This is a genomic window from Streptomyces sp. V4I2 (genome assembly GCF_030817655.1).
Taxonomy (GTDB): Bacteria; Actinomycetota; Actinomycetes; order Streptomycetales; family Streptomycetaceae; genus Streptomyces; species Streptomyces plumbiresistens.
In genome coordinates, this window is record NZ_JAUSZM010000003.1 from 8,578,327 (window position 1) to 8,605,057 (window position 26,731).

Annotated in this window: 20 protein-coding genes and 3 pseudogenes; 16 read left to right on the forward strand and 7 right to left on the reverse strand. The window is 72.5% G+C overall.

Features of this window, described 5'->3' with window-relative positions; all coding sequences use genetic code 11:
- Positions 1–164: 164 nt before the first annotated feature.
- From QFZ76_RS40180 to QFZ76_RS40190, 3 genes are all read left to right on the forward strand, one after another.
- Positions 165–2,624, forward strand: a complete 2,460-nt coding sequence (locus QFZ76_RS40180; RefSeq protein WP_307678273.1) for a SpoIIE family protein phosphatase — start codon at positions 165–167, stop codon at positions 2,622–2,624.
- A gap of 155 nt (positions 2,625–2,779) precedes the next feature.
- A complete protein-coding gene (locus QFZ76_RS40185) occupies positions 2,780–3,505 on the forward strand; it encodes a class I SAM-dependent methyltransferase (protein WP_307678274.1) in 726 nt (241 codons plus the stop codon).
- A gap of 122 nt (positions 3,506–3,627) precedes the next feature.
- Positions 3,628–4,572, forward strand: coding sequence for a superoxide dismutase (locus QFZ76_RS40190; RefSeq protein WP_307678275.1), 945 nt, complete (start codon positions 3,628–3,630; stop codon positions 4,570–4,572).
- A gap of 89 nt (positions 4,573–4,661) precedes the next feature.
- On the opposite strand, the gene QFZ76_RS40195 is transcribed toward QFZ76_RS40190, so the two are convergent.
- The 4 genes from QFZ76_RS40195 to QFZ76_RS40210 form a co-directional block, all read right to left on the reverse strand.
- The gene (locus QFZ76_RS40195; RefSeq protein ID WP_307678276.1) at positions 4,662–7,259 is read right to left on the reverse strand and encodes an immunoglobulin I-set domain protein; all 2,598 of its coding nucleotides are present in this window, start codon (positions 7,257–7,259) and stop codon (positions 4,662–4,664) included.
- Between the two features lie 88 nt (positions 7,260–7,347).
- The gene (locus QFZ76_RS40200) at positions 7,348–7,887 is read right to left on the reverse strand and encodes a hypothetical protein (protein ID WP_307678277.1); all 540 of its coding nucleotides are present in this window, start codon (positions 7,885–7,887) and stop codon (positions 7,348–7,350) included.
- A gap of 200 nt (positions 7,888–8,087) precedes the next feature.
- A complete protein-coding gene (locus QFZ76_RS40205) occupies positions 8,088–9,044 on the reverse strand; it encodes an HtaA domain-containing protein (RefSeq protein WP_307678278.1) in 957 nt (318 codons plus the stop codon).
- Between the two features lie 62 nt (positions 9,045–9,106).
- Positions 9,107–9,496, reverse strand: coding sequence for a hypothetical protein (locus QFZ76_RS40210; protein ID WP_307678279.1), 390 nt, complete (start codon positions 9,494–9,496; stop codon positions 9,107–9,109).
- A 60-nt stretch (positions 9,497–9,556) separates the two neighbouring features.
- Here QFZ76_RS40210 and QFZ76_RS40215 point away from each other — a divergent pair.
- The 8 genes and pseudogenes from QFZ76_RS40215 to QFZ76_RS40250 form a co-directional block, all read left to right on the forward strand.
- A pseudogene (locus tag QFZ76_RS40215) lies at positions 9,557–10,063 on the forward strand (hemin ABC transporter substrate-binding protein); the annotation flags it as partial.
- 73 nt (positions 10,064–10,136) lie between these two features.
- Positions 10,137–10,970, forward strand: a complete 834-nt coding sequence (locus QFZ76_RS40220) for a M55 family metallopeptidase (RefSeq protein WP_307678281.1) — start codon at positions 10,137–10,139, stop codon at positions 10,968–10,970.
- Positions 10,963–12,276: a M20/M25/M40 family metallo-hydrolase gene (locus QFZ76_RS40225; protein WP_307678282.1), complete on the forward strand. Its 1,314-nt coding sequence runs from the start codon at positions 10,963–10,965 to the stop codon at positions 12,274–12,276. The genes QFZ76_RS40220 and QFZ76_RS40225 overlap by 8 nt, the downstream gene beginning before the upstream one ends.
- 6 nt (positions 12,277–12,282) lie before the next feature.
- Positions 12,283–14,292, forward strand: a complete 2,010-nt coding sequence (locus tag QFZ76_RS40230; protein ID WP_307678283.1) for a prolyl oligopeptidase family serine peptidase — start codon at positions 12,283–12,285, stop codon at positions 14,290–14,292.
- Positions 14,289–15,212 carry an LD-carboxypeptidase gene (locus tag QFZ76_RS40235; RefSeq protein WP_307678285.1) on the forward strand — a complete coding sequence of 308 codons (924 nt, stop codon included), beginning with the start codon at positions 14,289–14,291 and terminating at the stop codon, positions 15,210–15,212. Before QFZ76_RS40230 ends, QFZ76_RS40235 begins: the two co-directional genes overlap by 4 nt.
- A gap of 178 nt (positions 15,213–15,390) precedes the next feature.
- Positions 15,391–17,160, forward strand: coding sequence for a CocE/NonD family hydrolase (locus QFZ76_RS40240; RefSeq protein WP_307678286.1), 1,770 nt, complete (start codon positions 15,391–15,393; stop codon positions 17,158–17,160).
- Positions 17,161–17,179: 19 nt separating this feature from the next.
- A complete protein-coding gene (locus QFZ76_RS40245; protein ID WP_307678287.1) occupies positions 17,180–17,755 on the forward strand; it encodes a GNAT family N-acetyltransferase in 576 nt (191 codons plus the stop codon).
- Positions 17,756–18,110: 355 nt separating this feature from the next.
- Positions 18,111–18,614 (forward strand): annotated as a pseudogene (locus QFZ76_RS40250) (arginase family protein); the annotation flags it as partial.
- 1 nt (position 18,615) lies between these two features.
- Here QFZ76_RS40250 and QFZ76_RS40255 read toward each other — a convergent pair.
- On the reverse strand, positions 18,616–18,966 hold the full coding sequence (locus tag QFZ76_RS40255; RefSeq protein ID WP_266450000.1) for a VOC family protein: 351 nt from the start codon (positions 18,964–18,966) through the stop codon (positions 18,616–18,618).
- 159 nt (positions 18,967–19,125) lie between these two features.
- Between QFZ76_RS40255 and QFZ76_RS40260 the strand changes: the two genes are divergently transcribed.
- Positions 19,126–19,671, forward strand: coding sequence for a phage holin family protein (locus tag QFZ76_RS40260; protein WP_307678288.1), 546 nt, complete (start codon positions 19,126–19,128; stop codon positions 19,669–19,671).
- 6 nt (positions 19,672–19,677) lie between these two features.
- Positions 19,678–20,733: an SDR family oxidoreductase gene (locus tag QFZ76_RS40265; protein ID WP_307678289.1), complete on the forward strand. Its 1,056-nt coding sequence runs from the start codon at positions 19,678–19,680 to the stop codon at positions 20,731–20,733.
- A 78-nt stretch (positions 20,734–20,811) separates the two neighbouring features.
- Here QFZ76_RS40265 and QFZ76_RS40270 read toward each other — a convergent pair.
- Both QFZ76_RS40270 and QFZ76_RS40275 read right to left on the reverse strand, forming a co-directional pair.
- Positions 20,812–21,155 (reverse strand): annotated as a pseudogene (locus QFZ76_RS40270) (enolase C-terminal domain-like protein); the annotation flags it as partial.
- 36 nt (positions 21,156–21,191) lie between these two features.
- The gene (locus QFZ76_RS40275) at positions 21,192–22,154 is read right to left on the reverse strand and encodes an LLM class F420-dependent oxidoreductase (protein ID WP_307678290.1); all 963 of its coding nucleotides are present in this window, start codon (positions 22,152–22,154) and stop codon (positions 21,192–21,194) included.
- Between the two features lie 173 nt (positions 22,155–22,327).
- Here QFZ76_RS40275 and QFZ76_RS40280 point away from each other — a divergent pair, with 173 nt between their 5' ends.
- Genes QFZ76_RS40280 through ligD form a run of 3 tightly spaced genes read left to right on the forward strand, consistent with a single transcriptional unit; the run spans position 22,328 to position 26,717 of the window.
- Complete coding sequence (locus QFZ76_RS40280; protein ID WP_307678292.1) at positions 22,328–23,944, forward strand: NAD(P)/FAD-dependent oxidoreductase; 1,617 nt, start codon at positions 22,328–22,330, stop codon at positions 23,942–23,944.
- Positions 23,941–25,788, forward strand: coding sequence for a transketolase (locus QFZ76_RS40285; protein ID WP_307678293.1), 1,848 nt, complete (start codon positions 23,941–23,943; stop codon positions 25,786–25,788). The genes QFZ76_RS40280 and QFZ76_RS40285 overlap by 4 nt, the downstream gene beginning before the upstream one ends.
- Positions 25,785–26,717, forward strand: coding sequence for a non-homologous end-joining DNA ligase (ligD, locus tag QFZ76_RS40290; RefSeq protein ID WP_307678294.1), 933 nt, complete (start codon positions 25,785–25,787; stop codon positions 26,715–26,717). Before QFZ76_RS40285 ends, ligD begins: the two co-directional genes overlap by 4 nt.
- Positions 26,718–26,731: the final 14 nt, after the last annotated feature.

Below are 26,731 nucleotides of genomic sequence, written 5' to 3' on the forward strand. Positions count from 1 at the left end.
TCCTCGGGTCGTTCGCCCAGCTCAGCAGGGGCGCGCGGGGGCGTGCGCCGGTGTGATCCCACGGCATCAATTCCCGGATTGCCGCACATCGTGACCGACCGGCGCCGTACCGTGGTGAAGGCGGCACAGATCTCGCGGAGCCGTGGGGAGAGAGGGCCTGGGCCATGGACCGTGGCACCGAGAGGGACGCACCTCCCAGCCCCGGAGCTGGGAACGGCGCGGCGGAGCACGCCGCGCCCGGCCGCATCCCGCTGGCCGTGGTCGTCGTGGACCGCGACGGCCTGGTCTCCCACTGGAGCACGGGTGCGCGCCGCCTCTTCGGCGCCGCCAAGGAAGAGGCGATCGGCCGGTCCGCGGTCGACCTGCTGCCCGTCTCCGGAGCGCTGCCGGAGGACGACGAGGTCGCGCCCTACTGGGCACACGCGGCCTACGACGGACTCGGCCCCGACCTCGAGACCTCCCTCGACGGCAGGCTGTCCTACCCGGCCGCGGGCCGCGCCCGCCTCACCGTCGCGGAACACGACCGGGCCGACGTGCTGTGGTGGGCCTACCCGCTGGTCGGCCCCGGACGTGAGCGCCTGCTGGTCCTCGCCGCCGACGCGGGCGGACTGCGGCAGGACGACCCCGACGAGGACGTGGCGTTCGAGCGGATCGCGCCCGGCTTCGCCCTGCACACCGACTTCCCGGGCGCCGACGACCTGGCCCGCAGGCTCCCCGAGATCCTGCCCAGCATGAGCGTCGACGAGGGCGCCCGCATCGTCGCGCAGGTCCTCGAACTGGGCTACCCCGTCCTGGAGTTCAGCCAGAACGACCGGGTTCCCGTCACCCCCGACTGGGGCGTGCCCCGGCGCACCGAGCGCAAGGCCCGCCGCGAGCGCGCGGCCCGCGCCCTGGCCGAGGGACGGCCCGTCCCGCAGGACGTCGCCGAGGAGAGCGAGGACCTCGAGTACGCCGCCGTACGCGAGCGTCTGGAGTTCCTGAACGAGGTCAGCGGCCGTATCGGCACCTCGCTCGACCTGGCCAAGACCATCATCGAGGTCAGCAAGGCCGTCGTACCCCGCTTCACCGATGTCGCCGGCACCTATCTGCGCGAACAGGTCGTCGCCGGCGAGGAGTTCTCCGAGGGGGTTCCGGACACGACGACCATGTGGCACCGGGTCGCCCTGGAGCACACCGACGAACCCGGCCGCTGGGACGACGTCGTGCCGGTCGGCGAGGCCATGCCGTTCCCCGCGCACACGCCGTTCTTCCAGTGCATGACCAGCGGCGAACCCGTCCTCGTGCCGCGCATCAGCGAGCAGATGGGCCACGCCATCGCCTCGCAGTTCGAGAAGCGGGACATCCGGCCCCTCATCACGGGCCGCTCCATGCTGATCGTGCCCCTCAAGGCACGCAACGTGGTCCTCGGCTTCATGATCCTGCTGCGGCACCCCGAGCGCATCGAGTTCAACGACATGGACCGGGTCACCGGCGCCGAACTCGCCGCCCGCGCGGGCCTGGTGCTCGACAACGCGCGCATGTACACCTACCAGGAGAGCGTCGCCGAGACCCTCCAGGACAGCATGCTGCCGCACATCCCGCCGCGCATGGCGGGCTGCGACATCGCCACCCGCTATCTGCCCGGCACGCTCCTCGGCCGCGTCGGCGGCGACTGGTTCGACTCCGTGAAACTGCCCGGCGCCCGCACCGCCCTGGTCGTCGGCGACGTCATGGGCCACGGCCTCAACTCGGCAGCCATGATGGGCCAGTTGCGAACGGCCGTCCAGACCATGGCCGCCCTCGACCTGCCGCCCGCCCAGCTGCTGCGCAACCTCGACGACCTCGCCCAGCGCCTCGGCGACACCTACCTCGCGACCTGCCTGTACGCCGTCTACGACCCGATCGCGAGCGAACTGCACCTCGCCAACGCCGGTCACATCCCGCCCGTCGTGGTCCGCGCCCGGGACGGCGGCAGCGAACTGCTCGACCTGCCCACCGGTGCTCCCATCGGCGTCGGAGGGGTGCCCTTCGAGGCGGTACGCGTGCGCGTGGAGCCCGGCGACCGGCTCGTGATGTGCACCGACGGCCTGGTGGAGGTACGCGGCGAGGACATCGGCGTAGGACTGGCGACGCTCTGCGAGTCCGCCGCCCATCCGGCCGCCTCCATGGACGACGCCTGCGACACGATCATCCGGGCCCTCAACACGCGGGGCGGCCGCAAGGACGACGTGGCCCTGCTGATGGCCCGCCTGAACGGCATCGAACCCGACGACGTCGCCGAATGGCGGCTCCCCCTGGACCCGGCCGAGGTCGGCCGGGCCCGCGCGGTGGTCCGCGAACAGCTCCACGACTGGGGGCTGGCGAAGCTCTCGTACACCGCCGAGCTGCTGGTCGACGAGCTCGTCACCAACGCCGTACGCCACTCCCACCACCGTCCCGTCGACCTGCGCCTGGTGCGCGGCGAGACGCTGCTGTGCGAGGTGGACGACGACGACCACGAGCTGCCGACCCTGCTGAGCGCGGGCCCGGGCGACGAGGCCGGGCGCGGCCTGCGCGTGGTGAGCACCCTCGCGCGTGAGTGGGGGACCAGCCGGACGAAGGCCGGCAAGACCGTGTGGTTCGAACTGACGCTGCCGCGGCGCTGACCCGCCCCCTGGGGCACAAGGGGCGCACGACGGCGCACCCGGGTGGAAAGACCCGTGAAGGAATGCGCCACGCGCTTGTGGGCGTGACCTGGGCGCGATACACCGTACTCGCCCGTCACTCGGGTCGGGCGGCGTCGCACCCTGGGGAGTTGGTCATGAGCGTGACGAGTCGGTACCGAGAGGCCTGGGAGGGCTTCTGGCGTGAGGCTCCCGGCGAACAGGGGGCCGTGTTCTGGGACGCGGAACCGATCCTGACGGCCGGCGCCCACCTCGCCCTCTTCGAACCCCACATGACCGACCACGGACTGCCGTTGGTCGACCTCGGCTGCGGCAACGGCACCCAGACCCGGTTCCTCGCCGACCGCTTCCCGCACGTCCTCGGCGCCGACCTGTCCGCCGCCGCCCTCGACCACGCCCGGGACGCCGACCGGGCCGGACAGGCGACGTACCGGCTGCTGGACGCCGCCGGGAAGGGCGAGGCGGAGACCCTGCACGCGGAACTCGGCGACGCCAACGTCTACATGCGGGGCGTCCTCCACCAGGCCGACCCCGACGACCGGCAGCCCCTGGTGGACGGGCTCGCCGCGCTCCTCGGGGACCGCGGCCGGGCCTTCCTCGTCGAGCTCTCCGAGGCCGCCAAGCCCGTCCTGATGGGCCTGGCGCAGAGCCCCGAGGGGCCGCCGCCCAAGCTGGCGCCCGTCTTCCGGCACGGCATCGCGCCCGGCGAGGTCGCCGACGACGCGATCCCCGGCTATCTGAGCGTGGCCGGGCTGAGTGTCCTGGCGAGCGGGGACCTCCCGCTCGTCACCACGGAGTACCGGCCCGACGGCACCCGGATCGAACTTCCGTCGAAGTGGCTGGTGGCGGCGCCGGCGGCGTGACACCGGTGGCGGTCGGGGTCACGGGGAACTCCGGGAGTCGCAAAAACGTTGCCAACTCACGGCATTGTCAACGTAGTTGTTTTCGTAGTTGTCAACGAAAACCATGCCACGGAGGCCCCACCATGACCCCGACCCACCCCCGCCCGACCCGGCGCGCCGTCCTCGGCGGCACCGCCCTGGCCGCCCTGGCCGTGACGGTCGGCGCCGGTCCGGCGAGCGCGACCCCGAAGGCCACCTGGCCGACGGAGTTCCCGCTCCCGAACGGCTGGCTTCCCGAGGGCATCGCCATCGGCAGCAAGCCGTACGCCTACCTGGGTTCCCGTGCCAACGGCGCGATCTACCGCACCGACCTGCGCACCGGAGAGGGCAAGGTCCTCTTCGCGGGCGGCACCGGCCTGATCTCCGTCGGCCTGAAGATCGACCACGACGGACTGCTGTACGTCGCCGGGAACACGGGCGTCGCCCGGGTCCACGACTCCCGCACCGGCGAACTCCTCGCCAGCCACCAACTCACCGAAGCCACCGGCCACTTCATCAACGACGTCACCCTGCTCGGCGACCGCGCCTGGTTCACCGACTCGCGCGACGCGGCTCTGTACGGCGTCCCGCGCGGCGGCAGGTCCGGCGACATCCGGGCCCTGCCGCTCACCGGCGACTGGACGCAGTTGCCGGACGTCAACAACGCCAACGGCATCGTCGGCACGCCCGACGGCCGCGGTCTGATCGTGGTCAAGAGCACGCCGGGCGAGCTGTACAACGTGAACGTCAGGACCGGCGTCGCCACGAAGATCACACTGGTCGGACAGGCGGACGTGGTCAACGGCGACGGTCTGTGGCGCATCGGCCGCACGCTGTACGTCGTACAGAACCGGCTGAACCTGATCAGCGTCTGGGACCTCGACGCCAAGGCCACCACCGCCACCCTGCGCAAGACGATCACCGACCCGCGCTTCGACGTGCCCACCACGGCCGCCCGCTTCGGTGACCGCCTCTACCTGGTCAACGCGCGCTTCACGACGACGCCGACGCCCGAGACGACGTACAACGCCGTCGCGGTCTCCCTCTGACCCTGCGCGGACAGTGCTGACCCCGCGCGGACAGTGATGCGCCCTCCGGTGCCGGTGGCACCGGAGGGCGCATCGCCCTGAGGCTGCCGTCAGTTGGCCGCGCGGCCGCGGCGGTACGCCACCCAGCCCGCGCCCAGCAGCGCCGCCGCGAGCGCGGCGACGGACAGCACGGTGACGCCGGTGGAGGCGAGGCTGCCGCCCGTGGTCGACGTGCCCGTCGTGCTCGTGCCGCCGGTCGTGGAGCCGGAGGTGCCGCCGCCGGTGGTGCCCGTGCTGCCGCCCGTCGTACCGGAGGAGCCGCCCGTGTCACCGGTGCCCGGGTCGGTGTCCACCGGGTCCTGGCCGAGGAAGGCGACCGGGACCTTCACGTCCTGGGAGCGGTCGCCGGAGAGGGTGTGGTCGGCGCGGGTGGCGAGCACGCAGGTGGCCTTGAAGCAGTCGGTGAACTCGTCCTTGGCGTCCACGGTCAGCTCGACCTCGAAGGAGCCGCCCGCCTCGTACGGGGTCGCCAACTCCTCGCCGTAGTCGGGCGGGTTGGAGGAGATCCACGCCGAGGAGTGGGACGCGCCGGACATGTCGACGCCGCCGATGCACGGCGTGGGCAGCTCGCCGTCGCCGTTGTCGACGCACAGGGCGACGTAGATGCCCTTGTCCTCGTCGTAGCCGGAGCCGATGATCTTCAGGGCCTGGTCCTCGGTGGCGAGGTTGTTGACCGGGGTGACGGTGAGCTTCTGGCCCTCGGGGCCGGTGACGGTCTTCGTGCCGGACGGCTCGTCGTCCTCGCCGCCGTTGTCGCCCCCGTCGGTGCCGCCGTCGCCACCGGCCTCGGCGACCGTGAGGGTGACGGGTGAAGTACGCGTCGTGCCCGCCGAGTTGGTGAACTCGGCGCGGTACTCGTAGCCGTCCTGCGCCGCCTTCGCGGTGAAGGAGTACGCGTTCTTCGTCGCGCCCTCGACGGCCTTCCAGGTCTGGCCGCCGTCCGGGCTGACCTGCCAGCGCACGGTGGGCTCCGGGGTGCCCTCGGCGGCGGCGACGAACGTCACCTCGTCCCCCGGGGCCACCGACTGGTCGGTGGGGGACTGGGTGACCTCGGGGGAGACGCGGCGGTCGAACTTGACGACCTTGCTCTCCGCCTGGTGGGTGAGGTAGACGGACGTGGCGCCCGGGGCGACGGCGATGCCCGCCAAGGTGCCGGCCCGGCTGCCCGGAAGGGAGACCGGTTCGGCGGCCTGCTCGAAGGTGGCGCCGTCGACGACCTGCAGGGAGCCGACGTTGTCCGAGCCGTTGTCGGCGTTGCCGTAGTCCTCGCGCAGGACGAAGGCCTCGCCGGTGGTCCGGTCGAAGCCGGCCGCCGTGGGCCGGTCGTTGCCGTTGCCCTTCAGAGTGGTCAACAACTTGGCGTCCTTGTCGTAGACGAGCACGTCGTCCCCGCTGCCCACCCAGACGTTGCCGGTCGCCGGGTCCGGCTCGACGAAGAACACGGACGCCGCCGGGAGTTCGGCCGTGGCCGTGGCCGTGAAGGAGCCGGTGTCCACGCGGCGCAGCTGCCCGCCCGTGACGCCGGCGGACCAGGCGGCCTTGTGCTCGGCGTCGACGCCGAGCAGGGCCCCGCCGTCGAGGGTGAGGGTGCGCTTGACCGCGCCGGTGGCGATCTCCAGCTCGGAGAGGGCGGGGCCCTGCGCGACCAGGACGGTCGAGGCGTCGGTGCCCTGGCCCACGCCGGTGATCGTGGCGCCGGTCAGCCACACGCCCTTCGCGGCCGGGTCGCCGTCCTTGGCGGTGCCGATGCCGCGCAGCGGGTACTGGAACACGACCCCGTCTCCGGAGATCGGTGCGACGACCTGGCGGACCACCCGGGCGGCCAGGGCGCCGGTGGAGCCGGGGGCCTGGGCGATGTGGCTGAGGACCTTGCCGTCCTTCGTGTCGAGGACGTACAGACCCTGCTCGGCCACGTCCGCGGTGTCGACGATGTTGTCCGAACCGACGTACAGCTTCCCCGAGTCGGGGTGCAGCAGGAGGTCGAGAGGCCGGCCCGCGGCGGTGAACTCGGCCGACTTCGCATAGCTGACCGTGCCCGCCGGTACGTCCACTCCGTCCCCGCCGCCGCTCCCGTCGCCGGGGTCCTGGCCCTGGAAGGTGAGGGGGATGCGGACGTCCTGGGAGCGGTCGCCGGTGCCGTTGTGGTCGACGCGGGTGACGACCGAGCAGGCGACCTGGAGGCAGTCGAGACCGCCGTCCTTGGCCTTGACCTCGAGCTCGACGTCGAAGGTGCCGCCCTCGCCCCACGGGATGGCGACCGTGCCGGCGCCCTCGTCCGGGGCGCCCACAGGGATGATCCACTTCGAGGCGCCACTGTCGCCCTCCTGGTCGGCACCGCCGAGGCAGGGGGTGGGGATGCGGTTGTCGCCGTTGTCCTTGCACACGGCGACGTAGATGCCCTTGGTGTCGTCGTAGGCCTCGCCGGTGACGCGGAGGGTCTCGCCGGCCGGGTCCAGGCCGGCGGAGGCGGAGACGGTGAGCTTCTGGCCGTCCTTGCCGAGCGCCGTCCTCGGCGTGTCGGCGGCCTGCGCGGCGGAACCGACGGTGACGGCCGTCGCCGCGGCCGCCACCAGGGCGGCGGCGCCGAGGAGCGCCGCCGGGCGTCTGAGCCAGGGGCGCGCCGCCCGGGCCGTCGTGTCGTCCTTCATGAAGGGTTCCTCACTGGTCGGGTGCGCCCGGCACTCCGGTCGCGCGAGAGCCGGGCCCCGGGTGCGAGGGGCCCGGTCCGACGGGCGCCTACTGGAAGGTGATCGGGACGTGCACGTCGTACTTGCGGTCGTTGGTGTCGAAGTGGTCGGCGCGCGTGACGATCGCGCAGGTGACGTCGTCACCGCAGACGCTGCCGTCGTCGAGGGTGGCCTTGACGTAGATCTGCACGTTGAAGGTGCCGCCGGTACCGAACTTGGAGCTGTTGGCGAACATGCCGCCGAAGGTGTTGTTGACCCAGTGCGAGGCGCCGGTGGAGCCGTCCTCGTCCTGGCCGCCCAGGCACGGGGTGGGCTTGTTGACGCCCGGCGCGCCGTCGATCACGCACAGGCCGACGTAGATGCCCTGGCCGGTGTTGAAGCCGGAGCCGGTGACGGTGATGACCTGGCCCGCCGTGGCGGCCGTGTTCGGGGCGGTCACCGACAGGTTGTAGGTGGTGCTGCCGTCGACGATCGTGCGCGTCGAGGTGGCGGCGGATGCGGAGGTCGCCAGGCCCAGCGTGAGGGCGGCGGAGGCGGCGACGGCGAGGGCGGCACGGGCCGAGGTACGGGCGGAAGGAACGGCTCTCATGGTGAGCACTTCACCTCTCTGGGTGCTGCGGAACCCCGTGGGGGGTTAGGTAAGGCAAACCTAATTACGATTTCCCGAAGCTTGTCAACAGAAGGCAAAAAGTTCTCAAGTGCCCTGGAGGTCAACGGAGTTGGGCATGGCGAGGAGCGGACCGTGCGGCCCGCTCCTCGGTGCGAATTCGCTCCCGCCGGCACGCCGGATCAGTCCGAGGCCGGCCGGACCTCGAACTCCGTGAGCGCCCTGCGCTCCCCGGAGACGGTGTAGAGCTCGACGGTGTGCGCGCCCGCAGTGGCCGTCGCGTACACCGGGAAGACCAGCAAGACACGGCCCTGCGCGTCGGCGACCGCCTGGTACCGGGTGTCCTCGTCGATCGCGACGAGCACCACCTCGCCGGGCTCGAAGCCACCGCCGGTGGCTTCCTGTTCGCCGCCCGCCTCCAGACCGGCGTGGGCCACCGCGGCGGAGGGCTCCGCCTCCTGCTGCGGCGCCGTCCGCTGTTTCTCCGGCGTCATGACGCTCGGGGACGGTTGCGGCGTCTCGTCCGGCCGCGCCGGGACCTCGGGCGCGTCGGCGGCGGCGCCCGTTCCCACGGTCACGTCGAGACGACCGAGACCGTCCCCCTCCGCGAACTGCCGCCCGCTCCACTCCGACAGCAGCCGGGCGCCCTCGTCCGTCAGGGCCGCCCGCAGCCCGGTCCAGGTCACGCCGCCCGTACGTACGGCGGGTGCGGTGTCGCCGGGTGTCACCCCGGCCAGCGTCAGTTCACGGGCCTCGCCTCCGACGGCCGTACGCGCATACAGCGCACCCGCGCCCTCCCGCAGCTCCAGCCGCAGGCCGCCGAACGTCAGGGGCTGCGCGGCGCCGGCCAGTCGGGCCGTACCGGCCAACTCGACCTCCGCCTCGCCCGTTTCGGGGTTCGCACCGCCGCCGGTGGCCGGGAACCAGGCGCGGTCAGCGGATCCGCGTACGGCGGGCTCGGCGACGTCGAACGAGACGCCCTGGTCGGCGAGTTCGGCGTCGGTCGTGGTCCAGCTCGCGTACCCTCCGGACACCTCACGGGGGAACACCGCGCCGTCCTGCGCGGTCGCCATGCCCGGGCTCAGCAGTGCGAGCAGGACGCCGCTCGCCAGAGCGGCGGCGCCGGGTCTTTTCACCATCTTCCATCTCCCTCTGGGATATGAGGTGGGGTCGCTGTCGGCGAGCGCGCTCTCGTGCCGCCTCAGCCGGCGCTCGGGCCGCCCGCGTGCCCCGTCCGGCGCCGACGCGCCCAGAACCAGGTGCCGGTACCGGCCGCGACCAGACCGGCCGAGGTGAGCCCGATCGTCAGCGCGGCGGAGCCGGTGCCGGCCAGCGGTCCGCTCGACGTCGGGTCATCGGTGTCGCCCGAACCGCCCGTCGTGCCGCCGCCCGTGGTGCTCGCGCCGGTCGAGGCGCCGGGCGTCGCAGAGGCGGTGCTGTCGCCCGTCGCGCCCGCGCCGCTGCCGGTGAACGTCACCGGGATGCGGGCCGTCTGGCTCTGGTCGCCGCCGCGCGTGTGGTCGTTGCGGGTGATCACCGCGCAGGTCACGCCGGACTTGGTGCAGTCGGTGTTCGCGTCCTTCGCGCGCACCTTGAGCTGGACGCTGAACGTGCCCTTGTGTCCAGTGCCTCCATACGGTTTCGCCAGACCCTTGCCGTACGACGAACGCGTACCACCCGTATCGCCGAGGCGCTGGGCGTCCCCGCGGCGGGCGAGGCCCTCAACGCCCGCATCGACAAGGAACTCGCGGCGGCGAAGGCGGCCGTGCCGCAGGGCAGCAGGCCCAAGGTGGCCTTCCTCTACATGCGGGGCAGCGCGGCCGTCTACCTCATGGGCGGGAAGGGGTCGGGTGCGGATTCGTTGATCGACGCGGTGGGTGCCGTGGACGCGGGTGTCGAGGCCGGCCTGGACAAGCCGTTCACACCGCTCACCAGTGAGGCCCTGGTGTCCGCCCAGCCCGACGTGATCCTGATGATGGACGAGGGGCTCGAGTCGGTCGGCGGCGTCGACGGCCTGGTCGACATTCCGGGGATCCGCGAGACACCGGCCGGGGCGGACCGGCGGATCGTGACAGCGGAGGACGGGGTTCTGCTGAGCTTCGGACCGCGGATGCCGCTGGTCATCGACATCCTCGTGGACCGGATCCACCAGGGCTGAGGGCGGGGCCTTTCTCGCGCACGGGCGGATGCTTCCTGGCCGGTCGTCCCTTCCCCGCGTAACGTGACGGGGCATGAAGATCCTGATCAGCGCCGACATGGAGGGCGCCACCGGGGTGACCTGGCCGGCCGACGTACTGCCGGGGACACCGCAGTGGGAGCGGTGCCGCTCGATGTTCACCTCGGACGTCAACGCCGCCGTCCTGGGCTTCTTCGACGGCGGCGCGGACGAGGTGCTCGTCAACGAGGCCCACTGGACGATGCGCAACCTCCTCCTCGAACGGCTCGACGAGCGGGCCGAGATGCTCACCGGGCGGCACAAGTCGCTGTCCATGGTGGAGGGCGTGCAGCACGGGGACGTGGACGGCGTCGCCTTCGTCGGCTACCACGCGGGCGCCGGCATGGAGGGCGTCCTCGCCCACACCTACCTCGCCAACTCCATCACCGGCGTGTGGCTGAACGACGTACGGGCGGGCGAGGGGCTCCTCAACGCGCACGTCGTCGCCGAGTACGGAGTGCCCGTCGTCCTCGTCACCGGCGACGACGTGGCCTGCGAGGACGCCCTCGGCTACGCCCCCGAGGCGCTGAAGGTCGCCGTCAAGGACCACGTGTCGCGGTACGCGGCCGTGTGCCGTACGCCGGCCAGGACCGCCGCCGACATTCGCGCCGCGGCGAAGGAGGCGGCCGGGCTGGCGAGGCGACAGGATCCGGTCGACGGCGGACCGTATACAGTCGCCCTCGAATTCGACGCCGAACACCTCGCGATGGCCGCCACCGTCGTGCCGGGCGTGACGCGTGTCGGAGAGCGGAAGGTGGCGTACACCAGCGGCACCATGTACGACGGGATCCGCACCTTCAAGGCGGTCACCACGATCGTCTCGGCCGCGGTGGAGGAGCAGTATGGCTGACCAGCCCGACCAGCAGGCCCTGGACGAGGTCGTCGAGTTCACCTCCGACCTCATCCGCATCGACACCACCAACCGCGGCGGCGGCGACTGCCAGGAGCGGCCCGCCGCCGAGTACGCCGCCGCCCGGCTGGCAGAGGCGGGCCTGCAGCCCACCCTGCTGGAGCGCACCAAGGGCCGCACCAACGTGGTCGCTCGCATCGAGGGCACCGACCCGTCGGCCGACGCGCTGCTCCTGCACGGCCATCTGGACGTCGTACCGGCCGAGGCCCGGGACTGGAGCGTGCACCCGTTCTCCGGGGAGATCCGCGACGGGGTCGTCTGGGGGCGCGGCGCGGTCGACATGAAGAACATGGACGCGATGATCCTCGCCGTGGTGCGGGACTGGGCGCGCAGCGGAGTACGGCCCCGGCGGGACATCGTGATCGCCTTCACCGCCGACGAGGAGGCCAGCGCGGAGGACGGCTCGGGGTTCCTCGCCGAAGAGCACCCCGGCCTGTTCGAGGGCTGCACGGAGGGCGTCAGCGAGTCGGGGGCGTTCACCTTCCATGACGGGAGCGGGCGGCAGCTCTACCCGATCGCCGCCGGCGAGCGTGGCACGGCCTGGCTGAAGCTCACCGCGCGCGGACGGGCCGGGCACGGCTCCAAGGTGAACCGGGACAACGCCGTCACGCGTCTGGCCGCCGCGATCACCCGGATCGGCGAGCACGACTGGCCGCTGCGCCTGACCCCGACCGTGCGCGCCGCCCTCACCGAACTCGCCGCGCTGTACGGCATCGAGACCGACCTCGCCGACGTGGACGCCCTCCTGGACAAGCTCGGCCCGGCGGCCGCGCTGGTCGAGGCGACCGTCCGCAACAGCGCCAACCCGACCATGCTGGACGCCGGTTACAAGATCAACGTGATTCCGGGGGAGGCCGTGGCGCACGTCGACGGACGGTATCTCCCCGGCGCCGAGGGCGAGTTCCGCGCGACCCTTGACCGGCTCACCGGACCTGACGTGGAGTGGGAGTTCCACCACCGGGAAGTGGCCCTGCAGGCGCCGGTGGACTCGGCGACGTACGCGAGGATGCGGGCCGCCGTCGAGGAGTTCGCGCCGGAGGGACACGTGGTGCCGTACTGCATGTCCGGCGGCACGGACGCCAAGCAGTTCTCCCGCCTCGGCATCACCGGCTACGGTTTCGCGCCGCTGAAGCTCCCGGAGGGCTTCGACTACCAGGCCCTCTTCCACGGGGTCGACGAACGCGTGCCCGTCGAGGCGCTCCACTTCGGCGTCCGGGTACTCGACCGCTTCCTGCGCACGGCCTAGCCGAACATGGGGGACGAAGTGCGGACGTTGGCGTACGGCTCCTGGCCCTCGCCCATCGACGCGGCGCTCGCCGCCGCGCACGACGGGCATCCCGAGTACGTCGGGTTCGTCGGCGACGAGCCGTGGTGGACCGAGCCACGGCCCACCGAAGGAGGCCGGCGCACCCTGGTGCGGCGCGGCGCCGACGGCACCGAGGAGTCCGTGCTGCCCGCGCCGTGGAACGTGCGCAGCCGGGTCATCGAGTACGGCGGACAGCCCTGGGCCGGGGCCGTGGTCGACGGCGAACCGCTCGTCGTCTTCGTGCACTTCGCCGACCAGCGGCTGTACCGGTACCGCCCGGGCGGCGTGCCCCGCCCGCTGACGCCGGTGTCCCCGGTCGGCGGCGGACTGCGATGGGCCGACCCGCAGGTGCTGGTCGACCGCGGTGAAGTGTGGTGCGTGCTGGAGGAGTTCACCGGCGACGGCCCCGTCGACGTGCGGCGCGTGCTCGCCGCCGTCCCGCTGGACGGTTCGGCGGCACAGGACCGGGACGGCGTCCGCGAACTCACCGACGAGCGGCACCGCTTCCTCACCGGACCCCGGATCTCGCCCGACGGGCGGCGCGCGGCCTGGCTCGCCTGGGACCACCCGCGCATGCCGTGGGACGGGACGGAACTGGTCCTCGCCGGGATCGGCGGGGACGGCACCTTCCACGGGGCGCGGACCGTGGCCGGAGGGCCGGAGGAGTCGATCGCGCAGGTCGAGTGGTCGACAGACGGCCGTCTACTGTATACAGCCGACCGTTCGGGCTGGTGGAACCTGTATGCAGAAGACGGAGTACCGAATGAAGTAGACGGCCTACCGAGCACGGAACGCGGCGTACCACTCTGCCCGCGTGAGGAGGAGTTCGGCGGCCCCCTCTGGAAGCTGGGCCACCGCTGGTTCGCCCCGCTGGAGAGCGGTCTGATCGCCGTCGTGCACGGTCGCGGCGCCACCACCCTCGGGATCCTCGACCCGGAGACCGGAGAGGTGGTCGACGCGGCGGGACCCTGGACCGAGTTCGCGCCCACCCTCGCGGTGCACGGCGACCGGGTCGTCGCCGTCGGGGCGAGCCCGCGCAGTGCGTACGAGGTGGTCGAACTGGACGCCCGGACCGGCCGCGCCCGGGTGATCGGCGCCGCCCACGACGACGTCGTGGACCCCGCGTACTACCCCGAGCCTCAGATCCGCACCTTCACCGGACCCGCCGGGCGGGACATCCACGCCCACATCTACCCGCCCCACAACCCCGGGTGTGTGGCGCCCGGCGACGAGTTGCCGCCGTACGTCGTCTGGGCGCACGGCGGTCCCACCGGCCGGGCTCCGCTCGTGCTCGACCTGGGGATCGCCTACTTCACCTCGCGGGGCATCGGTGTCGCCGAGGTCAACTACGGGGGCTCGACCGGGTACGGCCGGGAGTACCGGGGCCGGCTGTGCGAGCAGTGGGGCGTGGTCGACGTGGAGGACTGCGCGGCCGTGGCCGTCGCCCTCGCCGACGAGGGCACCGCCGACCGCGACCGGCTCGCCGTGCGCGGCGGCAGCGCCGGCGGCTGGACCGCGGCCGCCTCGCTCGTCGGCACCGACGTCTACGCCTGCGGCACGATCATCTACCCCATCCTCGACCTGGCCGGCTGGGCGACGGGGGAGACCCACGACTTCGAGTCGCAGTACCTGGAGAGCCTGGTCGGGCCGTACGCCGAGGTGCCCGCCCGGTACGCGGAGCGCTCGCCCACCGAGCACGCCGACCGGATCACCGTGCCCTTCCTGCTGCTCCAGGGGCTGGACGACGTGATCTGTCCGCCCGCTCAGTGCGAGCGCTTCCTGGCCCGCATGGAGGGACGGCGGGTGCCGCACGCCTACATCGCGTTCGAGGGGGAGGGGCACGGGTTCCGGCGGGCGGAGACCATGATCCGGGCCCTGGAGTCGGAACTCTCCCTGTACGCCCAGGCCTTCGGGCTGAACCCGCCCGGCATCCCGACCCTGGAGCTCACCAAGTGAAGCCACTCGTACGGCCGTCCAGACTCGCCCCGGGTGCCCGCGTGGCCGTGGTGGCGCCCAGTGGGCCGGTGGCGGAGGACCGTCTGCAGGCCGGGCTCGACATCCTGCGCGGCTGGGATCTCGACCCGGTGGTCGCGCCCCATGTGCTGGACGTGCACGGCGAGTTGGGCTACCTGGCGGGCTCCGACGCCGAGCGCGCCGCCGACCTGCAGCAGGCCTGGTGCGATCCGTCCGTGGACGCGGTGCTGTGCGCGCGGGGCGGATACGGGGCGCAGCGGATGGTCGACCTGCTCGACTGGGAGGCGATGCGGGCGGCCGGCCCGAAGGTCTTCGTGGGGTTCAGCGACATCACGGTGCTGCACCAGGCGTTCGCCACCCGGCTGGGCCTGGTCACGTTGCACGGACCGGCGGCCGCCGGTGTCGACTTCGTCAAGAACGCCGGGGCGCAGGAACACCTGAAGGCCACGCTGTTCGCTCCGGAGACCGTCCGCGTCATCGCCTCCGCGGGCGCCGCCCTGGTCCCGGGACGGGCCCGTGGCGTCACCCTCGGAGGCTGCCTGAGCATGCTCGCCTCCGACCTCGGCACCCCGCACGCCCGCACCTCGGCACGCGGCGGGCTGCTGTTCCTCGAGGACGTGGGCGAGCAGGCGTACCGCGTCGACCGGATGCTGACCCAACTCCTGCGCGGCGGATGGCTCGACGGTGTCACGGGAATCGCGCTCGGCTCCTGGGCCGGGTGCGGTCCGTACGGCGCACTGCGCGCGGTCCTCGCCGACCGGCTCGGCGGCCTCGGGGTCCCGGTGGTCGAGGAGTTCGGGTTCGGGCACTGCGAAGGGGCGCTGACCATACCCTTCGGCATGGCCGCCGAACTCGACGCCGACACAGGCACATTGACGCTCGACGAAGCGGCTCTGCGCTGATCCCGGCTCGCTGAATTCCCGTCAAGAAACACTGCTACCGGTGATTGACCTCGCCTGACACGTGTCACACCATGACTACCGACTGGTACTTACCGGTCGGTAAGTCGGGTTGTCCTCGGTGTGGTCGTCCGTCCTCAGTGTGGAGGTCTACGTGTCCCGTCGTGTGCCCAGTTCCCGAGTGCCCCGTTCCCGAGCCCCGCTCGCTCTCCTGCTCGGCGCCACGCTCACCGCACCTGTCCTGCTCCCCGCTCCGGCCGCCGCGACCGGCCAATACACCGTCACCGCACTGAAGTTCACCGTCCAGGCGGGTGGCCGCACCTGCACGCTCGACGCCGACCTGTACCGGCCGGCCGGCGCGGACCGCGCCCACCCCGCACCCGCCGTGCTCGCCACCAACGGCTTCGGCGGCAGCAAGGCGGACGGCCAGACCGACGCCATCGGCAAGGCCTTCGCCCAGCGCGGATACGTCTCGCTCGTCTACTCCGGGCTCGGCTTCGGCAGGTCCGGCTGTCTCATCTCGCTCGACGACCCGACGCTCGACGGCCTGGCGGCCTCACAGCTCGTCGACTTCCTGGGCGGGAAGCGGGCCGCCGACGACGGCACGCAGGCCGACTTCGTGACCCTCGACGCGCCGGGCGACCCACGCGTCGGCATGGTGGGCGGCTCCTACGGGGGAGCCATCCAGCTGGCGACGGCCGCCGTCGACTACCGCGTCGACGCCCTCGTACCCATGATCACCTGGAACGACCTGTCCTACTCGCTCGCCCCGAACAACGTGGCGGGCCACCGGAGCGTGCCCGGCGCCTTCAAGTGGCAGTGGGCGAACGGCTTCTACCTCATCGGCGAGGGCCGGCCGCTGCTGGAGCCGAGCCTGGACCCGTCCCGCATCAACTCCCTCGCCTGCCTGCACTTCGTCACCAAGGCCTGCGAGACCATCCGCACGCTCAACTCCGGGAGCTACCCGGCCAAGCGGACCGCCGAGCTGCTCGCCTACGCCCGCAGCGTGTCGCCGGTGTCGTACCTGAGCCGAGTGAAGGCCCCCACCCTGCTGGTCCAGGGGCAGGCCGACAGCCTCTTCAACCTCAACGAGGCGACGGCGACGTACAAGAGTCTCAAGGCACAGGGCACGACCACCAAGATGATCTGGCAGTCCTGGGGACACAGCGGCGGGACCTCCGACCCGGCCGCCGGTGAACTCAACCTCTCCCAGGGCAACTTGGAGTCCAGTTACGTCGGCAGGCGGATCCTCGCCTGGTTCGACCGGTATCTGGGCCGGCGCACGGACGTCGACACGGGCCCGGCCTTCGCCTACTACCGGGACTGGATCACCGACCCGAACGGCACCTACGCGACGGCCGACCGGCTGCCCGCGCCGAGCCGCACGCTGTACCTGTCGGGCGACGGCAAGCTCGTCGACAACCGCAGGAAGGTGGCGCGAGGCAGTCGTACGTACACCAACTGGCCGGTCCCGACGAGCCATTCGGAGAACTCACTCTACGGAGTCCTAGGGCTGCCGGACCCGGCGCCCTACGACACCAAGGGCACCTATCTCGGCTGGACCAGCGAGCCGCTGACCCGCACCACCGACGTCGTGGGCGCGCCCAGGGCCACGCTCAAGGTCGTCTCCCCGAAGGCCGAGCGCACCCAGAACTCCGGCAACGCCGCCGACCGACTGGTCCTGTTCGCCAAGCTCTACGACATCGCCCCCGACGGCATGAAGACGCTGGTGCACCGGCTGGTCGCGCCCGTCCGCGTGCCCGACGTGACCAAGAGCTTCAGGGTGACGCTGCCGGGGATCGTGCACCGTTACGAGAAGGGGCACCGGCTGCAGTTCGTGGTCGCGGCGAGCGACGGCGCGTACTTCGGGAACCGGGGGATCAAGCCGGTGACCGTGGTCAGCGCTCCCCGGGACACGGGAGTGCTGGAGCTGCCGGTCGCCGGGGACTGAGCGGTCGTAGGGTGACGGGATGCCGCACAGCGCTTCCCCCTACCTCGCCGAAGGCCCCCGCGTGGGCATACGTCACTTCACCTACGAGGACGGTGCCGAGTTCACCGCCCGGGCCCGGGAGAGCAAGGACCTGCACCATCCGTGGCTCTTCCCGCCCGACAGTGCCGGCGCCTACACCGCGTACGCCGGGCGGCTGATCGAGGATCCGTCCAAGGCCGGGTTCCTGGTCTGCGAGAAGCGGGAGGGGGGTGCCGTCGCGGGATTCGTCAACATCAACAACATCGTCGAGGGCGGCTTCCAGTGCGGGGCGCTCGGGTACGGGGCCTTCGCGCACGCCGCCGGGCGCGGGCTGATGCGGGAGGGTCTCGACCTGGTCGTGGGGTACGCGTTCGGGGCGATGCGGCTGCACCGGCTGGAGATCAATGTGCAGCCCCGCAACGCCGCGTCGATCGCGCTCGCGCGCAGGTGCGGATTCCGGCTGGAGGGCTTCTCGCCGAAGATGATCTTCATCGACGGGGCCTGGCGGGATCACGAGCGGTGGGCGATCACCACGGAGATGCGGGCTTACGGTGGCTCCTCGCGTCGGCGAGGATGACCCGCATGCGGAACATCGTCGTGCTCGACGCCCCCTCCAACCTGGGTCTGCGTCCGCCCGCCCCCGGAACCGTGCCCGGCTGCTACCGAACACTTGCCCAGTGCTCCACCCTTCAGGGTGGAGGTGTAGGGCATCCTCGCCATAGCGGCCCGGAGGGGTGCGGCATCAGGGCTAGGATCGCTTTGTCGGACGACGGAGTTGTCCGACCTACCGCCGGACGGGCGGAAAGTAACGCTTGTGGAGGCCCATGTAAGACCAGCTCCCGTAAGGGAGAGGGCAAGGGCCTGTGAAGCAGGAACCCACGGTGGCACCGCGTAGCGGTGCGGACCGGAATCGTCTGCGTTCACGCAGGCGAGGATGTCAAAAGCTCGCGGGTGCGCTGCGTGAGCAGCGGATCGTCGTGGGGTCCCCCACGCCCTCAAGGCAGTGGGGGAGGCTGCGAGCCCTGGAGGGCGGTGTGGTCGTGCCGCCGCGCTACGACCTCGGTGACTGGCAGGAGGGCGACGGCGTCTTCAACGCCGCCGCCCTCGCCTCGTACACCCTCGGCGACATCCGGGAATGGGGCGCGGACGCCCTGGCCCGAGCCACCGCCCAGTCCTTCGCGGTGCCTCAACTGGACGGCTTCTGGGTGCACGTGGACGCCGACGTGCTCGACCCGAGCGTGATGCCGGCCGTCGACAGCCCGGACCCGGACGGCCTCATGCCCGACGAACTCGTCGCCCTGCTGCGGCCGTTGCTCGCCTCCGCGCAGTGCGTCGGCCTCAACGTCACGATCTACGACCCCGATCTGGACCCGGAGGGCACCGCGGGCGCGCTGCTCACCGACATGGTCGTGTCCGCGTTCGCCGAGGCCGGGTGAGCTACACGCCGCCGCGGTCCGCGTACTCGTACACCGACCCGTCCGGGTGCAGCGCGATCAGGTTGCGGCCCGCCGGTGTGGGGACCGGGCCCGCGATGACGCGGGCGCCCAGTTCCGTCAGGACCCGGTGGGCCTCGTCGACGTCCTTCACGGCGATCGTCGCGGTGACCTTGCGCAGCACCTCCAGCTCGGCCTCGGGCCCGCTCATCAGCAGGAAACAGCCGACCGCGGCGACCTGAACGCCGCCGCGTTCGAAACGGAGGGCTCTGCCGCCCGCCAGCCGCTCGTAGAAGGGGACCGCTGTCTCCAGGTCGTCGACGCATACGCGCAGCGTGGCTCCCAGAATGTCCATGCGGACGAGCCTAGTTGGGGCGGCCGGGAGAGCGAGATCGTTTCACATGATCCGACCGTCCCGACCGTCCCGACCGCCAGGTTCTCCACGCCTGCGAGCGGGGCGGGCAGCCCCCGGGCCGCAGCGTTACGCGCCGGTGACCGCGGGTACCCGGCGGGCATGGACCGCTTGGATCATCTGGAGCATCTGGACAGGCAGCTGGTCGACGAGCTGGCGCAGGTGGCGCGCGAGACCGTGCGCGACGAACTGCGCGAGCAGACTCGCAAGCAGCGCCGCAAGGCCATGTTGTACGGCGCCTCGGGCGCCGTCGCCCTGTACGCGGGCGCGGCTCTCGCGCTCGCCGTGGGACTGGCCCTCGCCATCGGTCTGCCGGACTGGGCCGCCGCACTGATCACCGCGGCGATCCTCGGTGCCCTGGCCTATGTACTGCGCGGCGCCGCGCGGCCCTCCGCGTCCCGGCCGACGCACGAACGCGAGGCGGAACTGGCCGCGGAGCGGGACCGCGCCCACGGCGCCGCCGCGCCCGTCGGCCCGCCCGGCGGCCTCAGCAACGCGGCCTACCCGCCGATGCCGCCCGTCGCGCCCGGCGGCGTGGGTGGGGCCACCGGTGCGCCGGGGGCGGGTGTGCCCCCGCCCGGCCTGGCCGGAGGGCCGGCGCCGCGCCCCGACGACGTCGACCCCGAGCAGCCGCACCACCGGGCGTGATGCGGGGTGCGCGACTTCCGCAGGGGGCCGCTGTCGCAGCACGGCAAGGTCGTCGTGGTGACCGGCGCCAGCGGCGGCGTGGGCCGGGCCGCCGCCCGGGCCTTCGCCGCCCGGGGCGCCAGTGTCGCCCTGCTGGCCCGAGGCCGCGAGGGCCTCGCCGCGGCGGCCGACGAGGTGCAGCGCGCCGGCGGTGAGGCGCTCGTCGTCACCGTGGACATGGCCGACGCGAAGGCGGTCGACGACGCCGCGCAGCAGGTCGTCGACGCCTTCGGCCACATCGACGTCTGGGTCAACAACGCCTTCGCCGGGGTGTTCGCCCCGTTCACCGAGATCACCCCGGACGAGTTCCGGCGGGTGACCGAAGTGACGTACCTGGGCTATGTGTTCGGCACCCGGGCCGCGCTGCACCACATGCTGCCCCGCGACCGGGGCACGGTCGTGCAGGTCGGTTCCGCGCTCGCCTACCGCGGGGTTCCGCTGCAGTCGGCGTACTGCGGTGCCAAGCACGCCATCCAGGGCTTCAACGAGTCGCTGCGCTGCGAACTGCTCCACTCCGGCAGCGGTGTCCGGACCACGATGGTGCAGCTGCCCGCCGTCAACACCCCACAGTTCGAGTGGGTGTTGAACCGGATGCCGGGGCGGGCCCGGCCGGTGGCACCGGTGTTCCAGCCGGAGGTCGCGGCGCGGGCGATCGTGCACGCGGCCTCGCACGGGCGGCGGCGCGAGTACTGGGTCGGCGGGCCGACGGTGGCCACGCTGATCGCCAACGCGGTCGCACCCGGCGTACTGGACCGGTATCTGGCGCGGACCGGGTTCGACTCGCAGCAGGACCAGCGGGACGCAGGGGAGTACGGCGGCGGTCCCGGCAATCTGTGGGCGCCGGCGGACGGACCGCACGGGCGGGACTTCGGGGCGCACGGGCGCTTCGACGACGAGGCGGCGTCCGGCAGCCCGCAGGACTGGGTGTCCCGGAACCGGGGGCGGATGGGAGCGGGGCTGGCGCTGGCCGGCGGGCTGGGGGTGGTGGCCGCCGGGCTGCGTCGTGGCGCCGGGCGCCGCTGACGTCGTCACGTGACGTCGTCACGCCACCCGGTTACTCCTCCACCTCGTCCGTCCGCAGCGTCAGCCGTGGGGGAGGGGCGCGTCGATCTGGAGGCAGTCGACCGCGCCGGCCGTGATCATCCGCGCGAAGTAGGGGAGGTCGTAGCCGTGCTCGCCGGCCGTCACGTCGCACAGCACGGCGTTCCGGACCAGGCGCAGCCCCGGCAGGTCGTCGGACGACACCGGTTCCTCGAACCAGCCCACGCCGTGCTCGGCGAGCGCCTGCCCGACGCGGACAAGTCGCCGACCGCCGCCGGGCCGTACGTCCAGCCCGGGCCGGTCGCGTCGCCCGCTGTCACCTCGGCGATCACCACGGTCGTGGTGTCCCAGGCCGGCGTGCCGTCGGCCTCGGGGGCGTCGGGCGGCACGGTGTACACGGACACGACGGGTCGGTGGAGTTCCCTCGCGGGTCAGGACCTTCAGGCGCTCTGCTGAAGCTGCGGCAGCACCTTCGTACGGTAGAAGTCGAAGAAGCCGCGGGTGTCGGGGCCGATCTGGTTGACGTAGACCATGTCGAAGCCCGCGTCGGCGAACTGCTTCAGCTCCGCCACGTGCTCGTCCACGTCGTCGCCGCACACCCGGTTCTGGCGGACCATGTCCTCGGTGACCAGCTGCTGCGCCTGCTCGAAGTGCTTGGGCGAGGGCAGCACCTGGCCGAGTTCGCCGGGCAGTTGCTCGTTGGCCCACAGCCGGTGCACGGTCCGTACGGCCTCGTCCTTGTCGAGGTCGTAGCAGACCTTGGTGCCGCCGCTGACGGGCTTGGCGCCGCCTCCGCCCTTGCGGTACTGCTCCACCATCGCGGCGTCCGGCTGGATGGTGAGGTAGCCGTCGGCCACCCGGGAGGCCAGCTTGGTCGCGGCGGGGCCGAAGCCGGAGATGTCGATCGGGACGGGCTCGTCGGGGACGGTGTACAGGCGGGCGTTCTCCACCGTGTAGTGCGGGCCGTGGTGGTTGACCTCCTCGCCGGTGAACAGCCGGCGCATGACCTGGATGGCCTCCTCCAGCATCTCCAGCCGTACGTGGGCGGGCGGCCAGGCGTCGCCCAGGATGTGCTCGTTGAGCGCCTCGCCGGTGCCGACGCCCAGCCGGAAGCGGCCGTCCGTCATCACCGCGCTGGTCGCCGCGGCCTGGGCGACCACCGCCGGATGGATCCGCACGGTCGGGCAGGTCACCGCCGTCTCGATGGGCAGGGACACGGCCTCGGACAGGGCGCCGATCACCGACCACACGAAGGGGCTCTGGCCCTGCGCGTCGTTCCACGGGTGGTAGTGGTCGGAGATCCACAGCGACTGGAACCCGGCCTGTTCGGCCATCCGCGCCTGCTCGATGAGCTCCGCGGGGCCGTACTGCTCGCACGAGAGGAAGTAGCCGTACTCGGGCATGGGGGGTGCGCCTCCACGAGGTGGGCGGACGGTTCGCCGTCCCGGGTACCCGGCGGCCGTGGCGGAAACCGGGCCCACGCGGGGGCCGCGGCGGAGACCGAGGGACGTTTGGGTGCCCTGACCAGGGGGACGCGGAAGGCTCCCGAGGTACGCGACAGCCCCGGAGGCGAACCGTGAGTCGACCCCGCATAGTGATCGTCGGTGCCGGCTTCGCCGGATACCGGACGGCCCGAGAACTGTCCAGGATGTCCCGCGGCAAGGCCGACATCACTCTGCTCAACCCGACCGACTACTTCCTGTATCTGCCCCTGCTGCCCCAGGTCGCGGCCGGGATCCTGGAGCCACGCCGGGTCACCGTCTCCCTGTCGGGCACCCTGCCGCGGGTGCGCCTGGTGCTCGGCGAGGCCGACGGCATCGACCTCGACGGGCAGACCGTGCACTACACCGACCCGGAGGGCGGCGACGGCACCCTGCCGTACGACCGGCTCGTCCTGGCCGTCGGCAGCGTCAACAAGCTGCTTCCGATCCCCGGGGTCGCCGAGCACGCGCACGGCTTCCGCGGACTGCCCGAGGCGCTGTACCTGCGCGACCACGTCACCCGGCAGGTGGAGCTCGCCGCCGCGGCCGACGACCCGAAGAGCTGCGCCGCGCGCTGCACCTTCGTGGTGGTCGGCGCCGGCTACACCGGCACCGAGGTCGCCGCGCACGGGCAGCTGTACACCGACGCGCAGGTGCGGGGGCACCCGCTGCGGGAGGGCATGCGGCCCCGCTGGCTGCTCCTGGACGTCGCGCCGCGCGTCCTGCCCGAACTGGACGAGCACCTGTCCCGCACCGCCGACCGCACGCTGCGGGAGCGGGGCGTGGAGGTGCGGATGGGGACCTCCGTGAAGGAGGCGACCCCGAACGGGGTGCTGCTGACGGACGGGGAGTTCGTGGAGACGCGGACGCTCGTGTGGTGTGTGGGCGTGCGGCCCGATCCGCTCGTCGAGGGCACCGGGCAGCCGCTGGAGCGTGGCCGTCTGATCGTCGACCCCTACCTCCAACTCCCCGGACATCCCGAGGTGTTCGCGTGCGGCGACGCCGCCGCAGTACCGGATCTCAACAACCCCGGGTCGTACACGCCGATGACCGCGCAGCACGCCTGGCGGCACGGCAAGGCGGTGGCCCGCAATGTCGCCGCCTCGCTCGGTGTCGGGGACAAGCGTCCCTACCGGCACAAGGACCTGGGGTTCGTGGTGGACCTGGGCGGTGCGAAGGCCGCCGCCAACCCGCTCGGCATCCCGCTGTCCGGGCCGGCCGCCGGAGCGGTCACCCGCGGCTACCACCTCGCGGCGATGCCCGGCAACCGGGTCCGGGTCGCCGCGGACTGGCTGCTGGATTTCGTACTGCCGCGCCAGGCCGTCCAGTTGGGGCTCGTACGGTCCTGGTCGGTGCCGCTCGACACGGCGTCGCCGGAGCTGCCACGGGTGCCGGGCGGACCGGAGCGGCGGCAGGAGGCCGGTGCCCGGTCCGGGCCGGGAGCGGCGACGGCCAAGGACACGCAGTCGGGGGAGAGGGCGTCCGAACCACCCGCCAAGAACCAGCCCGGTGGCGAGCCGGCGAAGAACCAGCCCGGTGGCGAGCCTAAGAAGCAGCCTGGTGACGAGCCGGCGAAGAAGCAGCCTGGTGGCGAGCCGGCGAAGAAGCAGCCCGGCGGCGACCCCGCCGAGCCGGGGCCCGTCGACGAGCCCCACAAGGCCCCCGGCCCCGTCCGGCGCACCGACGAAACCCCCGCCGAAGGAGACTCATGAACACCCGTGAACTCGTCGAACTGGCCCAGCAGTTGCGCGTCGACAGCGTGCGCGCCTCGGCCGCAGCGGGCTCCGGGCACCCGACCTCGTCGATGTCCGCCGCGGACCTGATGGCCGTTCTCCTCGCCCACCACCTCCGCTACGACTTCGACCGCCCGGCCCACCCGGGCAACGACCGCTTCGTCCTGTCCAAGGGGCACGCCTCGCCCCTGCTGTACTCCGCCTACAAGGCGGCCGGCGCCGTCGACGACGAGGAGCTGCTGACGTTCCGCAAGCTCGGCAGCCGGCTCGAAGGGCATCCGACGCCCCGGCAACTGCCGTGGGTCGAGACGGCCACCGGCTCGCTCGGACAGGGGCTGCCCGTCGGCGTGGGGATCGCGCTGTCCGGAAAGCGCCTCGACCGCACCGGCTACCGCGTGTGGGTGCTGTGCGGGGACAGCGAGCTGGCCGAGGGCTCGGTGTGGGAGGCGGCCGAGCATGCGGGGCACGAGCACCTCGACAACCTCACCGCGATCGTCGACGTCAACCGGCTCGGCCAGCGCGGCCCCACCCGGCACGGCCACGACCTCGACGCGTACGCGCGCCGCTTCCAGGCCTTCGGCTGGCACACCGTCGAGGTGGACGGCCACGACGTCGACGCCGTCGACCGGGCGTACGGCGAGGCGATCTCCACCAAGGGCCAGCCGACCGCGATCCTCGCCCGCACCCTCAAGGGCAAGGGCGTCGCCGACGTCGAGGACCGGGAAGGTCTGCACGGCAAGCCGCTGAAGAACGCAGACGACGCGATCGCCGAACTCGGCGGCGTCCGGGACATCCGCGTCGAGGTGCACGAGCCGCCGGCCGCCCGCATGCTGCACGCCGTACGCACCGGGCACCTGGAACTGCCGCGCTTCGAACAGGGCGAGGAGGTCGCGACCCGCAACGCCTTCGGGCAGGCCCTCGCGGCCCTCGGCACCGGACGCGGCGACGTCGTCGCCCTCGACGGCGAGGTCGGCGACTCCACCCGCGCGGAGTTCTTCGCCAAGGAACACCCCGACCGCTACTTCGAGTGCTACATCGCCGAGCAGCAGATGGTCGCCGCGGCCGTCGGACTCGCGGCCCGCGGCTGGGTGCCGTACGCCTCCACCTTCGCCGCCTTCCTGACCCGCGCGTACGACTTCGTGCGCATGGCGTCGATCAGCGGCTCCGGCATCAACCTCGTCGGCTCGCACGCCGGCGTCGCCATCGGGCAGGACGGGCCCAGCCAGATGGGCCTGGAGGACCTGGCGATGATGCGGGCGGTGCACGGCTCGACCGTGCTGTACCCCTGCGACGCCAACCAGACCGCGCATCTCGTCGCCGAGATGGCGGGCCTGGAGGGCGTCCGCTATCTGCGCACCTCGCGCGGTGAGAGCCCGGTGATCTACGGGCCCGACGAGGAGTTCCCGATCGGCGGCAGCAAGGTGCTGCGCGCCTCCGACCGGGACCGGATGACGATCGTCGCGGCGGGCGTCACCGTACCCGAGGCGCTGGCCGCCGCCGACGCGCTGGAGGGCGAGGGCATCCGGGTGCGGGTGATCGACCTGTACTCGGTCAAGCCCGTCGACCGGCTCACCCTGCGGCAGGCCGCCGAGGAGACCGGCTGCCTGGTGACCGTGGAGGACCACCACGAGGAGGGCGGCCTCGGCGACGCCGTGCTCGACGCCTTCGCCGACGGGCGGCCCGTGCCGCGCCTGGTGCGCCTCGCCGTCCGTACGATGCCGGGCTCGGGCTCCCCCGACGAGCAGCTGCACGCCGCCGGCATCGACGCCGAGTCGATCGCGGCGGCCGGGAAGCTGCTGGTGGAGGAGGCGGTCGTGCGGTGAGCGGCGACGGATCACGCACCGTCCGGGCGGGCCGGCGCACCGTGGAGGTGCACCGCCCGGACAAGGTGCTCTTCCCCGGGGACGGCGGCGCGAAGGAGTACACCAAGGGTGACCTGGTCGACTACTACCGGTCCGTCGCCCCCTTCATGCTGCCGCACCTGCGCGGCCGCCCGCTGATGCTGGAGCGGCACCCGGACGGCATCGAAGGCCCCCGGTTCATGCAGAAGAACACCCCGGAGAACTACCCGGAGTGGATCACCCGGGTCGAGCTGGCCAAGGAGGGCGGCACCGTCTGCCACACCGTGTGCGACGACACCGCCACCCTGCTCTACCTCGCCGACCAGGCCGCCCTCACCCTGCACCGCTGGCTGTCCCGCGTCGGACGGGTCGAACGGCCCGACCGGATGGTCTTCGACCTCGACCCGTCCGGAGACACCGTGGACTTCGCGGCGGTGCGTGAGGCGGCCGTCCTGCTGGGGGAGCTGCTCGACGAGCTGAAGCTGCCCTCGGCGCTGATGACCACCGGCTCGCGCGGACTGCACGTGGTCGTACCGGTCGACGGGCACCACGACTTCGACGAGGTGCGCACCTTCGCCCGGGACGTCGCCGACACCCTCGTCGCCGGCCACCCCGACCGGCTGACCACCGCCGCCCGCAAGAAGGAGCGCGGCGAGCGGCTCTACCTCGACGTGCAGCGCAACGCCTACGCGCAGACCGCGGTCGTGCCCTTCACCGTCCGCGCCAAGCCGGGCGCCCCCGTGGCGACGCCGCTGGCCTGGAGCCAGCTCGACGACCCGGGGCTCGACGCCCGCCGGTGGACCGTCGCCGACGCCGTCGACCAGGCCCGCACCGACCCCTGGGCCGGTGTGATGAGCAGAGGGAGGTCGCTCGGCCCGGCCAGGCGTCGCCTCAACGCCTTGCGTGGGTAATGCACGTACAGCCT

What these genes read in the sequence shown, in the direction of transcription:
- QFZ76_RS40180 (WP_307678273.1), top strand. Translation starts at nt 165, where the DNA reads ATGGACCGTGGCACCGAGAGGGACGCACCTCCCAGCCCCGGAGCTGGG.
- QFZ76_RS40185 (WP_307678274.1), top strand. Translation starts at nt 2,780, where the DNA reads ATGAGCGTGACGAGTCGGTACCGAGAGGCCTGGGAGGGCTTCTGGCGT.
- QFZ76_RS40190 (WP_307678275.1), top strand. Translation starts at nt 3,628, where the DNA reads ATGACCCCGACCCACCCCCGCCCGACCCGGCGCGCCGTCCTCGGCGGC.
- QFZ76_RS40195 (WP_307678276.1), bottom strand. Translation starts at nt 7,259, where the DNA reads ATGAAGGACGACACGACGGCCCGGGCGGCGCGCCCCTGGCTCAGACGC.
- QFZ76_RS40200 (WP_307678277.1), bottom strand. Translation starts at nt 7,887, where the DNA reads ATGAGAGCCGTTCCTTCCGCCCGTACCTCGGCCCGTGCCGCCCTCGCC.
- QFZ76_RS40205 (WP_307678278.1), bottom strand. Translation starts at nt 9,044, where the DNA reads ATGGTGAAAAGACCCGGCGCCGCCGCTCTGGCGAGCGGCGTCCTGCTC.
- QFZ76_RS40220 (WP_307678281.1), top strand. Translation starts at nt 10,137, where the DNA reads ATGAAGATCCTGATCAGCGCCGACATGGAGGGCGCCACCGGGGTGACC.
- QFZ76_RS40225 (WP_307678282.1), top strand. Translation starts at nt 10,963, where the DNA reads ATGGCTGACCAGCCCGACCAGCAGGCCCTGGACGAGGTCGTCGAGTTC.
- QFZ76_RS40230 (WP_307678283.1), top strand. Translation starts at nt 12,283, where the DNA reads ATGGGGGACGAAGTGCGGACGTTGGCGTACGGCTCCTGGCCCTCGCCC.
- QFZ76_RS40245 (WP_307678287.1), top strand. Translation starts at nt 17,180, where the DNA reads ATGCCGCACAGCGCTTCCCCCTACCTCGCCGAAGGCCCCCGCGTGGGC.
- QFZ76_RS40255 (WP_266450000.1), bottom strand. Translation starts at nt 18,966, where the DNA reads ATGGACATTCTGGGAGCCACGCTGCGCGTATGCGTCGACGACCTGGAG.
- QFZ76_RS40260 (WP_307678288.1), top strand. Translation starts at nt 19,126, where the DNA reads ATGGACCGCTTGGATCATCTGGAGCATCTGGACAGGCAGCTGGTCGAC.
- QFZ76_RS40275 (WP_307678290.1), bottom strand. Translation starts at nt 22,154, where the DNA reads ATGCCCGAGTACGGCTACTTCCTCTCGTGCGAGCAGTACGGCCCCGCG.
- QFZ76_RS40285 (WP_307678293.1), top strand. Translation starts at nt 23,941, where the DNA reads ATGAACACCCGTGAACTCGTCGAACTGGCCCAGCAGTTGCGCGTCGAC.